Annotated in this window: 10 protein-coding genes; 7 read left to right on the forward strand and 3 right to left on the reverse strand. The window is 69.5% G+C overall.

Features of this window, described 5'->3' with window-relative positions:
* Window positions 1-146: 146 nt before the first annotated feature.
* The gene (locus QSK35_RS39275) at window positions 147-2576 is read right to left on the reverse strand and encodes a hypothetical protein (protein ID WP_285753042.1); all 2430 of its coding nucleotides are present in this window, start codon (window positions 2574-2576) and stop codon (window positions 147-149) included.
* Between the two features lie 129 nt (window positions 2577-2705).
* Here QSK35_RS39275 and ahcY point away from each other — a divergent pair, with 129 nt between their 5' ends.
* Window positions 2706-4169, forward strand: a complete 1464-nt coding sequence (ahcY, locus tag QSK35_RS39280; protein WP_285753043.1) for an adenosylhomocysteinase — start codon at window positions 2706-2708, stop codon at window positions 4167-4169.
* Between the two features lie 2 nt (window positions 4170-4171).
* Here ahcY and QSK35_RS39285 read toward each other — a convergent pair whose 3' ends face one another.
* Window positions 4172-4918, reverse strand: a complete 747-nt coding sequence (locus QSK35_RS39285) for a class I SAM-dependent methyltransferase (protein ID WP_285753044.1) — start codon at window positions 4916-4918, stop codon at window positions 4172-4174.
* The gene (locus QSK35_RS39290) at window positions 4915-5904 is read right to left on the reverse strand and encodes a hypothetical protein (protein ID WP_285753045.1); all 990 of its coding nucleotides are present in this window, start codon (window positions 5902-5904) and stop codon (window positions 4915-4917) included. The genes QSK35_RS39285 and QSK35_RS39290 overlap by 4 nt, the downstream gene beginning before the upstream one ends.
* Before the next feature lie 128 nt (window positions 5905-6032).
* Here QSK35_RS39290 and QSK35_RS39295 point away from each other — a divergent pair, with 128 nt between their 5' ends.
* From QSK35_RS39295 to hpf, 6 genes are all read left to right on the forward strand, one after another.
* Window positions 6033-6683, forward strand: a complete 651-nt coding sequence (locus QSK35_RS39295) for a dTMP kinase (RefSeq protein WP_285753046.1) — start codon at window positions 6033-6035, stop codon at window positions 6681-6683.
* Between the two features lie 154 nt (window positions 6684-6837).
* Window positions 6838-7515 carry an MtrAB system response regulator MtrA gene (gene mtrA, locus QSK35_RS39300; RefSeq protein WP_121009184.1) on the forward strand — a complete coding sequence of 226 codons (678 nt, stop codon included), beginning with the start codon at window positions 6838-6840 and terminating at the stop codon, window positions 7513-7515.
* Window positions 7516-7540: 25 nt separating this feature from the next.
* Window positions 7541-9271, forward strand: a complete 1731-nt coding sequence (gene mtrB / locus QSK35_RS39305; RefSeq protein WP_285753047.1) for an MtrAB system histidine kinase MtrB — start codon at window positions 7541-7543, stop codon at window positions 9269-9271.
* Window positions 9268-11016, forward strand: coding sequence for an LpqB family beta-propeller domain-containing protein (locus QSK35_RS39310; RefSeq protein WP_285753048.1), 1749 nt, complete (start codon window positions 9268-9270; stop codon window positions 11014-11016). The genes mtrB and QSK35_RS39310 overlap by 4 nt, the downstream gene beginning before the upstream one ends.
* Window positions 11017-11062: 46 nt before the next feature.
* Window positions 11063-11671, forward strand: a complete 609-nt coding sequence (locus QSK35_RS39315) for a ComF family protein (RefSeq protein WP_285753049.1) — start codon at window positions 11063-11065, stop codon at window positions 11669-11671.
* Window positions 11672-12409: 738 nt separating this feature from the next.
* Window positions 12410-13081, forward strand: coding sequence for a ribosome hibernation-promoting factor, HPF/YfiA family (gene hpf / locus QSK35_RS39320; protein ID WP_285753050.1), 672 nt, complete (start codon window positions 12410-12412; stop codon window positions 13079-13081).
* Window positions 13082-13527 lie beyond the last annotated feature (446 nt).

The raw sequence follows: 13527 nt of genomic DNA on the forward strand, positions 1-13527 counted from the left end.
CTAGCGAGGGGGACCGACAGTTCCGTCGGACCTGCCAGCGGGCTCGCCGGAATTGTCAGACCCGGTCGATAGGCTGGACGCTGGGGGCCGTGGCCCAACGCCGCGAGCCGTCGCCAACGCCTCGACCTGCACGTTCACCGAAACTGTCAGACCTCGTCGGTAGGCTGGACACCGGGGGGCCGTGGCCCACGCTCAGCCCCCACGGCAGGCCCACGCCGAGCCGAAGGCAGCGAAGGCCCCTCAGCCGACTCGACCTGCGCCAACCCCGCAGCGATGGCAACCGCCCGATCCCACTCGGGATCAGACGTGTAGTCGGAATGCGCCCGCACCCCGGAAGCCCACCGCCGCCCCGGAAACGGCCCCCGCTGCGGATCCGGCAACCAGTGATCCCCACCGAGCACCAAAGCCCCGGTAGGCCCACGCAGAGCAGGCGACAAAGCCCCCTCGGACCCATCCGCCCGATACCCGACCCCGAGCAGCATCCCGTCGTAAACCTGCCGCTGCCACGTCATCACGGCCCCACCCAAGGGATCCGTCCCACGACAGAGCGACCGCCACCGCCCATCCAACCCGCCGGCCAGCCGAGCCAGCGAAGCGTGCGGCACGACCGCGGGGAAGGCCCGCGGATAAGCCCACTGCAACTGCGATCCCGCGGTCACCAGCCCGATCCGTTCCCGGTCGTGCGGAGGCAACTCCTCCAGCAACCGAGCCGCGGCGACAGCGACCAGTAAAGACCCCTGCGAGTGTCCACAGAGCACAACCCGAGTACCCGGATCACGCAGATGATCGCGCACCCGAGACACCAGCTCCGGCACGACCTTGAGCGCATAACAAGGCGGCACAACGGGATGCGCCTCGCGCGGCCAGAACGACGCGATGTCCGCCATGATCCCCAACCGGCGACCACGCTCGGGTTCGCGCGCGGCGAGGTAGACGGCGCGCAACAGCCACACGGCCAGCGCACCGAGCACACCGACACCCACCGCGGAGAACGGGCGCAGCCACCCAGGATCGATCTCGCGCACCCGAAGCCACGCGGCGGGCAGGGTGCCGGCGCTCAGCACGAACGCCACGAGCAGGATCACGTGGTGGCCGTGGTTGCGTTCCCAGCGCGCCCACCACCAGGCGCGCGTGGCGGTACGCAGGTCACGAGGGCGTCCCGCGTGCAGTAAAGACGCCTCGCGGGCCCAGAGCTTGCCCTTGCGGAACGCGCGCCACCGCACGGCGCCGGTCATCGACGCAACGCCCAGACCCACCAACAGGAACAGCACACCCGCGAAGCCCCACAGCAGGGTGATGTAGTCGTACCCGCGCGGCAGCACCATCCCCGAACCGAGCGCCCTGCGCACGGCCAGCGCCACGCCCGCGCCGAAGCCGCCGCCGAGCAACCCGGCCACGGCCATCACCGGGGCGGCCATCCAGCCACCGGCCCACGGGCGCAGCTCGCGCGGCAGCCCCTTCCACGTCGAGCGCGCGAGCAACGCGGCGGGCACCAGCAGTAGTCCGAAAAGGACGGCCACAAAGGCCATCAGCGACGCGACGATCTGCACGGTCGTGTCCGCGCCGTGGACGCGATCAGGCAACTGTCGCAACAGGAAGACCGTCACCACGACCAGCAGCAGTGAGAGGCCGAACAGGATCCGTCGCGGTGTTCGTTCCAACGCGGCACGCAGCCAGCGGCCGCCGCGATTCGGGGCGCCGCCGGTCGGGTCGTCGAGCAGCAGCACGCCGAGGAAGCTCAGTCCGATGAGGACCAGCGCGGCGACCCACGCCGCGAACAGCGCCGTACCCACCGCGCCCGGCGGCACGACCAGCTGGCGCAGCGGGCCGCCCAGCGCGATCAGGCACGCGACGGCGAGCGCCGCGACGATGTGCAACGAGCGCAGCGCCGGGGTGTCCGGGTCCGTCGCGACGTGCGCGCCGGGCAGGCCGGACGGTTCGTGGTGCTCCTCTTCGGACGCCATCGCCATCTCGCGGCGTTCGATGCGCCAGTCGACGTGGGAGACGCGGCGCAACACGAAGATCGTGAGGAGCACGGGCAGGAACGCGACGGCGGACCGCACCCACGGCACCGACCGCAGCGGGCCGGGCACGCTCGACAGGCACGACGACCTGGTCGCGAGGCACTGGCCGGCGAGCAGGTCCATGCTGATCACCGCGACCTGCGCGACCAGCAGCACGGTCAGCAGCAGCGCGAACACCCGCAGCAGCGACCGCAGCGCGAGGCCAAGGACGTGCGGCACGAGCCGTTCCGGCACGGGCGGCAGCATCCAGTGCGCGACGTTGGCCATGCAGAACGGGAAGAGCAGCGCCCAGGTGGCCTTCGCCCACCCGCCGGACGTCATCCCACCCCAGATGTACCCCTCGATGGTGCGCGGGATCGGCCGCCCTTCGGCCTGCAGGACGGGGCCTGGCGCGGGCCTGCGCAACCGGTCCGCGGGCCGGACGATGCGGCCGACGCCGTCACCGGCCACGTCCACCGCCGCCACGGCGTCTACCAGCGAATGTGGCGTCGTGCCCTGTACGCCGTGCACCCGCAGTTCGACGACACGGGTGTCCGGGCCGGGTATGAGCACGAGACCTCCTCAACAAATGCTCGAGCCATAGTGGTGCATCGGGATCGAGTTGCAGCTGACCGCAGTTGATCGGCGTGGCGGACGGTAGGGTCGATCCGTACGTCCCGATCGTGCCTGGAAGGAACCCCGATGACTGCCGAACGGCTGCAAATTCGCAACGGCGTCGACTACGCCGTCGCCGACCTCTCGCAGGCCGAGTTCGGCCGCAAGGAGATCAGGCTCGCCGAGCACGAGATGCCCGGCCTGATGGCGCTGCGCCGGGAGTACGCCGAGGTGTACCCGCTCAAGGGCGCCCGCGTTTCCGGCTCGCTGCACATGACCGTGCAGACCGCTGTCCTGATCGAGACCCTCGTGTCGCTCGGCGCCGAGGTCCGCTGGGCGTCCTGCAACATCTTCTCCACCCAGGACCACGCCGCCGCGGCCGTGGTCGTCGGCCCGCACGGCACCGAGGAGGAGCCCAAGGGCGTCCCGGTGTTCGCCTGGAAGGGCGAGACGCTGGAGGAGTACTGGTGGACGTGTGAGCAGATGCTCACGTGGCCGGACGGCGGCGGCCCGAACATGATCCTGGACGACGGCGGCGACGCCACCATGCTCGTCCACAAGGGCCGTCAGTACGAGCAGGCCGGCGTCGTGCCCGCGCCGGAGGAGGACGACTCCGACGAGTGGAAGGTCTTCCTCGGCCTGCTCAAGCGCTCGCTCGAGGCCGACAACGGCAAGTGGACCAAGATCGCCGAGGGCATCCGCGGCGTCACCGAGGAGACCACGACCGGCGTCATGCGGCTGTACCAGCTGGCCGCGCAGGGCGAGCTGCTGTTCCCGGCGATCAACGTCAACGACGCGGTCACCAAGTCGAAGTTCGACAACCGCTACGGCATCCGCCACTCGCTGATCGACGGCATCAACCGCGGCACGGACGTGCTGATCGGCGGCAAGGTCGCGGTCGTCTGCGGCTACGGCGACGTCGGCAAGGGCGCCGCCGAGTCACTGCGCGGCCAGGGCGCCCGCGTCATCATCACCGAGATCGACCCGATCTGCGCACTGCAGGCCGCCATGGACGGCTACGACGTGCAGCGCCTCGAGGACGTGCTCGACCGTGCGGACATCATCATCACGACCACGGGCAACAAGGACGTGGTGATGGTCGAGCACATGGCCGCCATGAAGCACCAGGCGATCGTCGGCAACATCGGCCACTTCGACAACGAGATCGACATGGCCGGCCTCGCCCGCTACCCCGGTGTGCGGAAGATCAACATCAAGCCGCAGGTCGACGAGTGGGTCTTCCCGTCCGGCCGGTCGATCATCGTGCTGTCCGAGGGCCGTCTGCTCAACCTGGGCAACGCCACGGGCCACCCGTCGTTCGTGATGTCGAACTCCTTCTCCAACCAGGTGATCGCGCAGGTCGAGCTGTTCACCAAGTACAAGGAGTACGACAAGGAGGTCTACCGCCTCCCGAAGAAGCTCGACGAGAAGGTCGCGAAGATCCACCTCGCGGCGCTCGGCGGTCAGCTCACGAAGCTGACGAAGGAGCAGGCCGACTACATCGACGTGGACGTCGAGGGCCCGTTCAAGCCGGAGCACTACCGCTACTGATCTCAGGGGCGCCGGGTCGTGATGACCCACGCCCGTGAGTCGAAGAAGACGCCGTCGGCCGTGGTGTGGTTCGCCACGGCCGACCGCAGTCTCTGCAGCTCTTGTTCCCGCTCGGCCCCAGCCCGCTTGGCGAGCCGCTTCTTGGTGTCCTGCAGTGATGTCACGAAGTCCATCGCCGTCTCGGCATCCGGCCCGTAGTAGACGGGTTCGTGGACGTCCTCGAAAGCGACCTCGCCGAACCCGGCCAGCCCGAGCACCCGCACCACGTCCACCGGCCGGCCGAGCGAGAACGCCCCGGACTCCACACCGTCGGGGTTGATCACCGACGCCCACTCGTTGTGCGCACGGCCCTGCCATACGAGCAGCACGAGCCGTCCGCCGGGCCGCAGCGCGCGCCGGACGTTGGTGAAAGCGGCGACCGGATCCGTGAAGAACATCGACCCGAACCTGCTGATCGCGACGTCGAACGCGCCCGCGGGAAAGCCGTGCACCTGGGCGTCGCCCAGCTCGAAGGTCACGTTGGACAGTCCGGTGCTCAACTCGCGCGCGTGGTTCAGCAGATCGGGTGAAATGTCCAGACCGAGCACGGATTCGGCGATCGAAGCGGCCTGGCGCGTCGACTCGCCGGTGCCGCAGCCGAAGTCGAGCACCCGTTCACCCGACCGGATGGCGGCCGCCGCCCGGAACCGCTCGTTGTGCGACGCGATTTCCGCGTCGAACAGCTCGCAGAGCCGGACCCGGTCCGTCATGTCCACTCGACCGCGATGCCCGCGATGCCTGGCCCGACCTCGCCGTAGTAGGCGCTGACCACGCCCCCGAGTCCGCAGACGAGCTCCTCGACGTCGACCGGGGTCGACTCGGCGGAGACCCGGAACTGCTTGATGCACCGGGCGGGCAGCGCGCGCCGATGGAAAGACAGCTGCAGCAGGTACGACGAGCAGGTATCGCGGAACGTCCGGTGGTGGCCGGGCGTGGGACCGCCGGTGTCGTCGACGATGGTGAAGCTGAAGACGTGTTCCTCGCCCTCGGCGAGCCTGCGGTCGAACAGCAGTTCCACCGCCAGACCGCGCGACGCCGCCTGCCTTCGCAGCCGCCCCTGCCGACAGCCCTCGCCCGCGCGCACCAGCGCGTTGTCGATCAACGAGCCCTCGTCGCCCTGGTGTACGGCCAGGTAGCGGTCGGGGCCCTGCCGCAGCGCCCGCACGACGAGCCGGGTCGTGATCGCCCGCTGCTCGCGGTGCATCCCGATGGACACGGTGTCGTGCACCGACAGGACTTCGAGGTCCGCGTTGCCACGCGCGCTCTCCGGCACGGCGTCGAACTCCGCGAGCAGCGGCGCGGTCTCGGCCCACGCGGAGGCGAGCTCGGCGAACGCGGCGGGCACGGGCCGGGGTGCATAGGGCTGCGGCCGCGGGCCGATCAGAGCCAGCAACGACTCGGGTGGCAGGCGGAGCACGCTTTCCAGCGCGCGCACGGTCGAGATCGCCCGCGGGATCTCCGGGTGCCGCAGTCCCCGTTGCCAGTACGACAGGGTGGACTGGCCGACCTGGACGCCCAGTTGCTCGAGATGTGCGCGCAGGCGGGCGAGCGAGAGGCCGCGATGGGCGATCGCCTCGCGTAGCGCGCGGTGGAACGGCCCGTAACGCAGCGTCTCGGCAAGCGGGGACGGCAAACCCCCAGTCGGGTGGCCGATCGGCCCGTCAACCGATTCGGCGTGCCCGGAATCCGCGGTCACCGCGGCACCACCTTCCACACGGCCGTGTGACTGTTCACCGTAGTCACTCGATCTGGTGACCGAAAGATCTCTTTTCGCCCGTGTGGGGGATGCGGTGCGGCCAGTCGAGTGGTCATTACGCTTGAGCGGTGGGAAAGCTCGTGGTGATCGAAGGCCTGGACGGGGCCGGCAAGCGCACGCTCGCGAACGGACTGACCAAGGCGCTCGCCGACGAGGGGGCGACGGTCACGAGCGGCGCCTTCCCGCGCTACGGCGTCGACGTCCACGCGGATCTCGTGCGCGACGCGCTGCACGGCCGGCTCGGCGACCTGACCGGCTCGGTGCACGGGATGTCCGTCCTGTACGCGCTGGACCGGCGTGACGCGGCCGACGACATCCGTGCCGACCTGGACAAATACGACGTCGTGCTGCTCGACCGGTACGTGGCCTCGAATGCCGCCTACGGCGCTGCCCGGCTGCACCAGGACGCGCGAGGCGAGTTCGTCGAGTGGGTCCGGGCGCTGGAGATCGACCGGTTCGAGCTGCCCGTTCCCGACCTGCACCTGCTCCTGCGCGTGCCGACGCACGTGGCCGCGGACCGGGCTGCCCGGCGCGAGCAGGCCGAGCTGGAACGTGCCCGCGACCTCTACGAATCAGACGGTGGCCTGCAGGAACGCTGCGCAGCGGTGTACGAGGGACTTGCCACGGACGGGTGGTTGGCGCCCTGGCTGGTGATCGACGGAGCGTCACAGGTGAACTTCGCGAGCCTGGTTCGGCAACTGACCGGTAACGAAATGTGAGTCCCGTACGGATAGTCCGGCAAACGAACGGACCTATCCGGGCGAGGTGCGCATGGTTACGCAACGGACGCAGACCGCCACCAGCAGCTACGGGATCGGCGGCGGAGCCTGGGCGGTGCGCGAACGCGCGAGCGGCAGTGCAACGATGTTGGGCATGAAGGCACGCGTGCTCGTCGTCGACGACGACCCCGCCCTGGCGGAGATGCTGACCATCGTGTTGCGTGGGGAGGGTTTCGACACCGCGGTGGTCGCCGACGGTGCGCGTGCCCTGCCCGCGCTGCGCGAGCTCAAGCCGGACCTCGTGCTGCTCGACCTGATGCTGCCGGGCATGAACGGGATCGACGTCTGCAAGGCGATCCGTTCCGAGTCCGGCGTGCCCATCGTGATGCTGACCGCCAAGAGCGACACGGTCGACGTCGTGCTCGGCCTCGAGTCGGGCGCCGACGACTACGTGGTCAAGCCGTTCAAGCCGAAGGAGCTGGTGGCCCGCATCCGGGCGCGCCTGCGCCGGACCGAGGCCGAGCCGGCCGAGGTGCTGCAGATCGGTGACCTGACGATCGACGTCCCCGGTCACGAGGTGCTGCGCGAGGGCCGCCCGATCCAGCTGACCCCGCTCGAGTTCGACCTGCTGGTCGCGCTCGCGCGCAAGCCGCGCCAGGTGTTCACCCGCGAGGTGCTGCTCGAGCAGGTGTGGGGTTACCGCCACGCCGCCGACACGCGCCTGGTGAACGTCCACGTGCAGCGGCTGCGGTCCAAGGTGGAGCGCGACCCCGAGCACCCCGAGGTCGTGCTGACGGTGCGCGGCGTCGGGTACAAGGCGGGCCCTCCGTGATGCCCGCCGCGCGGAGAATGGACGTATGAAGCTGGTCCGACCGGTCGTGGAACGGGTCCAGCGCATTGTCGACGAAGCACGACGGCGCTGGACCAGGTTCGGGGAGCTGTGGCGCCGTTCGCTGCAGCTGAGGGTCGTCGTGTCGACGCTGGCGCTGTCGTCCGCGGTCGTGTTCGTGCTGGGCATGGTCCTGCAGATGCAGATCACCGGCCAGCTGCTCACGACCAAGGAGCAGGCCGCCACGCGGCAGGCGCGCGCGAGCCAGGCGACGATCCAGGCCGAGCTCGCGGGCCTCAACCCCGGTCCGGACAGCGTCAAGGCGCGGTTCATCAGCGCGATCAACAAGCTGGCGACCGGCGGCTCGGGTCAGGACGCCACCACCGCGGGCGCCGGCGCGTTCGAGCCGGTGCTGGTCGACGGCGAGAACGTCGACTCCACCGGCCGCGCGCCCTCTGAGGGACCGATCGAGGACGTCCCGGCGCAGTTGCGCGCCCAGGTGGAGAAGAGCGCCAAGGCCGCGTCGCAGATCCACACCGTGAACCGCGGCGGCACGCCCACCACGCTGCTGGTCGTCGGCGTGCCGGTGAACAGCTCGTCCAGGGCGATGCAGCTCTACCTGATCTTCCCTCTGACCGCCGAGCAGCGCACGGCCGAGGTCGTGCAGAACACGCTGCTGATCGGCGGCATCGTGCTCCTGATGCTGCTGGCGCTCATCGCGAACCTGGTCACGCGCCAGGTGGTCCGCCCGGTGCGGCAGGCCGCCGAGGTCGCCGAACGGTTCGCCGACGGCTCGCTCGACGAGCGGATGCCGGTGGTCGGCGAGGATGACGTCGCGCGCCTCGCGGAGGCGTTCAACGAGATGGCCGAGGGCATCCAGGCGCAGATCCGGCAGCTGGAGGAGTTCGGCCAGCTGCAGCGCCGGTTCACCTCGGACGTCTCGCACGAGCTGCGCACGCCGTTGACGACCGTGCGGATGGCCGCGGACGTGCTGCACGCCTCGCGTGAGCAGTTCCCGTCCGGGCTCGCCCGGTCCACCGAGCTGCTGGTCGACGAGCTGGACCGGTTCGAGTCGCTGCTCGGCGACCTGCTGGAGATCTCCCGGCTCGACGCGGGCGTCGAGGAACTGGCGGCCGAGCAGGTCGACCTGCGGGTGCTGGCGCGGCGGGCGCACGACTCGGTGCGGGCCATCGCGAACACCGCGGGTTCGACGATCGTCATGGACCTGCCGGACGAGGAGGTCACCGCCGAGCTCGACTCGCGGCGCGTCGAGCGGATCCTGCGGAACCTGCTGGCGAACGCCGTCGACCACGGCGAGGGCCAGCCGGTCGAGCTGACCATGCGCGGCGACGAGCACGCCGTCGCGATCACCGTGCGGGACCACGGCGTCGGCCTGCGGCCCGGTGAGGCGGAGCTGGTGTTCAGCCGGTTCTGGCGCGCGGACCCGTCGCGCAACCGGCGGACCGGCGGCACCGGCCTGGGTCTCTCCATCTCGCTCGAGGACGCCCGCCTGCACGGCGGCTGGCTGGAGGCGTGGGGCGAACAGGGCCACGGCGCCGTGTTCCGGCTGACCCTGCCGCGCACCTACGGCAACGAGCCCGTGAGCAGCCCGTTGCCGCTCGCGCCGGAGAACCTGCCGCACGTGAGCGTGGTCGAGTCCGTTCCCGTCGAGGAGGCCGAAGAGGTCGAGCTGACGCCGGAGGAGATCACCTGGCAGCCGGCCGAACCCGTCGACGCGGAGCGCGAGGAGGTCCGGTGAGGCGCCTGTTCGTGGGCCTGCTCGCTGTTGTTCTGTCTTCTGGGGTTCTGGCGGGGTGCGCCGCGATCCCGACCAACACGCAGCCGAAGCCGATCGACCCGTCGGAGTCCAGGAACAACCCGGTCAACGCGCCGCAGCCCGCGAAGGACATCGACGCGCTGACGCTGGTGCGCGACTTCGTCGACGCGTCGGCGAACCCGGACGGCGACTTCGCCGAGGCGAAGGCGTACCTGACCGACGACGCGCGTAAGCGGTGGGAGACCAAGTCGCCCACCATCATCGACCCCGGCTTCTCGACCGTGCCGACGTCGCAGACGCCGCTGGACAAGCAGCAGGTCGTCCTGTTGCAGGGCAAGAACCTGGGCCGGCTGGAGCCGGACAGCTCGTTCGTGCCGCTGACGACGGACCTGAACGTGGGGATCCGGGTCGAGAAGAACGCCGACGGCCAGTGGCGCATCTCGGAGCCGCCGGACGGCGTCTACATGACGCAGTCGCGGTTCCTGGAGAACTACAAGCGGGTCACGCTGTACTTCTACAACCCCGAGTTCACCGTGCTGGTGCCGGACGCGCGGTACATCGTCATCCCGCCGTCGACCGGGATCCCGCAGCGCGTCAGCGAGCTGCTCGTGCGCGGGCCGGGTGTCGGTGTGCGCGGCGCGTTGTTCTCCGCACTGGGTGAGCGGGCCGGTTTCCACGCCGCCACCAAGGAAGCCGACGACGGCGCGCTCGAAGTGAACCTCTCCAAACTCGGTGATCTGACGCCGCAGTCGCGCAAACAGATCGTGGCGCAGGTCGTGAAGTCCTTGTCCGGCGTGACTTCGTCCCGCATCCGGGTGCTCGTCGAGGGCGCGCCGATCCTGCCGGACCGCCGCGAGTGGCGTCCGTCGGACGTGGTCGCGTGGTCCGGTGAATCGTTGATCACCCCGAACCCGGACGAGCGCGGCATGATCGTCGCGGGCGGCTCGGTGCGGTCGTTCGGCGACGGCAACCCGATCAAGGGCCCGGCGGGGGACGGTTCCTACAACGCCGTGTCGGGGGCGCAGTCGCTGGACGGTTCGCGGCTGGCGGTCGTCGGCAAGGCCGGCAACGGCATGCGGCTCCTGGTGGGCGACAAGGACCAGGGGCTCGCCGAGGTGGCGCTGCCCTCTGCTTCTCTGACGCGCCCGACGTGGCTGGTCAGCGGTGAGGCGCGCCAGCCGTCCAACGAGGTCTGGACGGTCGCCGACGGCACGAATGTCGCCCGCGTGACGCGTTCGGACAACGGTGTGTGGACGGCGTCGGCGGTGAACACCGCGGAGCTGTCGGGGTTCGGCCAGATCACCGAGCTGCGGCTGTCCCGCGACGGCACGCGAGTCGGCATGGTCATCGGCGGCAAGCTGTACGTCGCCGCCGTCGTGCGCAACCCGCAGGACGCGTCCGTGTCGATCCGCACGCCGCGGCAGCTGCTGCCTTCCGTGCTCGGTGCGGCCGTGCAGTCGCTGGACTGGCTGTCGCAGGACGTGATGGTGGTGTCGTCGTCGCTGCCCGCCAACCCGGTCACGCGCGTGTACCTGGACGGTTCGAAGTACGAGCGCTACAACCAGTCCAACCTGACCGTGCCGGTCACGTCGGTGACCGCCGCGGTCTCGCGCGCGGTGATCGCCGTGGACCACAGCGGGCTGTGGACGGCGTCGGACATCACCGACGTGTGGCGGTCCACCGGGGTGCGCCCCGAGGGCGACGTCGTGGTGTTCTACCCAGGCTGACCTGCGCGTACCTGAAACTGTCAGACCCCGGTGCAATCCTTCGGGCATGAATCTTCTGAACCTCGTGGTCCCGCTGCGCTGTGCCGGCTGTGGCGCCCCGGACTTCGAGGCGTGCCCTTCGTGTGTCGCCTCGTTCGGGCCGCCAGTCGATGTCCGTGTGCCCGGTGTGGGTCCGCCGGTCTACGCGCTGGCCGACTACCACGGTGCCGCGCGCGAGCTCGTGCTGGCGTTCAAGGAGCGCGGCCGGCGCGCGCTGGCGGCGTGGTTCGGCGCCTTCGTGGCGGTGGCCCTGCCGATGCTGGCGCCGCGGCCGTGGACCCTCGTACCGGCGCCGTCGACCCCGCGCGCCGCTCGCCTCCGCGGCGGCTCCCACATGGTGAGAATCGCGGAGAGTGTTCACGGGGCGACGGTCGCTCCGGTTCTCCGGCTGGCGAACGGTGTCCGCGACTCGGTCGGGTTGGATGCTTCCGCGCGTGACGCCAATCTGCGCGGCCGGCTGAGCGTGCGGCGGGCGCCGCCTTCAGGGCCAGTCGTGCTGCTCGACGACGTGGTGACCAGCGGTGCGACTGCCAGGGCATGTGTGGCCGCGCTGGCGGCGTCGCGCGTGGACGTGGCCGCGGTCCTGGTGCTGACGGCGGCCGTGGGGCTCCACTGAGGCGGCCGATGTGGACGTCCGCCAAGTGCGTCTCGATTGGTCCCTTTCGTCGCCGCCCACACGGGTGAAGTTGGTGCCGCCAAGTCGATCAATGCGTCGAGTTTCGTTCCGCTGTTTGCGCAGGTCGTTCGCAACAAGGAGGTGTTGGGTCAAGATCGGGAACCGGACTGGGGTCCACCGAGGTGATACCGAGAACGTACTGGGCAGTATTTGTTGCTCCCGCACAGAAATGCCGTGATCAGGCATTAAGGGAATAACCGCTGGTCAGCATCGTTTGCGAATATCTCTCATCCGCTCGGATCTCTTCGGCGTTTCGGGAACATGACGAGCGTCCCGTCCGTTGGCCGGGTATGACGCCGCGATCAGGCCCGTTCGATGCAGTCACGCTGCCGACGGGTGCCGGTGCGGTGCTGCGCCGTCCGGGTGAGCATCCTGCGGTGGGGCGCGGGTCGTGGCACGCTCGGCACACGGTGGGTGGCCCACGGTCGTCACGCTACGTACTCAAGGAATTTTCCTGGAGTTCCCCCGGCTCGGGGGCTGTCGCCGGAACGAATCCCGAGCTAACGTGCACCGCTATCAGCGCTACCGGCCCGCGGGGAGGAGGCGAACAGCCCATGACCCTGGCGCCGTGAAGCGCGGGGGACGACCCTCAGCGACATCTCCGGCGGTCTGAAGATCGCCACGGCGCCCAAATCAGTCCAATGCCAAAGCTCGCAGCAAAGGCGAGGGAGGTCGTGTATGGACATCGTCGTTAAGGGCCGCAACGTCGAGGTGCCCGATCACTACAGGGTGCACGTCGCCGAAAAGCTGGCCCGGCTTGAGCGCTACGACCGCAAGGTCATCCGCTTCGACGTGGAGCTTTTCCACGAACCGAACCGTCGGCAGTCGAAGAACTGCCAACGGGTCGAAATCACCGGCAAGGGACGTGGACCCGTAGTCCGTTCCGAAGCCTGCGCGGGTGACTTCTACGCCGCGCTCGACTCAGCGGTCGCGAAGCTCGAGAACCGTCTCCGTCGGTCGCACGACCGGAGGCGCGTCCACCACGGGCGCCGTGGCCCGATTTCGGTGGCGGAAGCGACAAGCGGACTGGGGGAGATGGCCGAAGCCAACGGCCAAGCCCAAGCATCACGCCGCGGCAAGACCGCGGTGCTCGACGCACCCGAGGCCGACTACGAGGGCATGGCGGAAGTGCCCGCGCAGAGGTGGGACGACGGCCTCGAAGACCAGCTTCCCGGACGCGTAGTGCGCGAGAAGGAGCACACCGCGAAGCCCATGACGGTCGACCAGGCCCTCTACGAGATGGAACTGGTCGGACACGACTTCTACCTGTTCTCAGACGCTGACTGCGGACGCCCCAGCGTCGTCTACCGCCGGAAGGGATTCGACTACGGCGTGATCAGGCTCGCCTGATCTCCTCTGCTGTTGTCCCTTACTACTAACGACTGACGTGGCCCTCGCACACCCTCGCGTGCGAGGGCTTCGTCGTGTCTCGGGTCGTTCGGACCACTGTCCTGTCCCTCGTCTGCCTGTTTGTCTCGTCTGCTGTTTGTGTTGACGCGGCGGCTTTCGTGGTGGGTCGCGTTGTGTTGACGCGCTGACTTTCCTTGGCTGCCGGTTTCGTGCGTGGTTGCGCCTTGGCTGCCGGTTTGGTGCGTGGTCGCGTTTTACTGCTCGGGGCTCCGCCCCGGACCCCGGCTCAGCTCAAAGAGGGGCCGCCTCCGGGGGTTTCGTTTCGTAGTGGGTTGCGTTGGGGTGGTGGGCCCCTCCCGTCGCATCGCACCTGAGGCAGCCGCATCCGAGACCCCAGGTCAAGCGAAAAGCGTGCTTGACCTGGGGTCTCGGATGCGGCAGGGCTT

The organism is Lentzea sp. NBRC 105346, assembly GCF_030269605.1.
GTDB lineage: Bacteria > Actinomycetota > Actinomycetes > Mycobacteriales > Pseudonocardiaceae > Lentzea.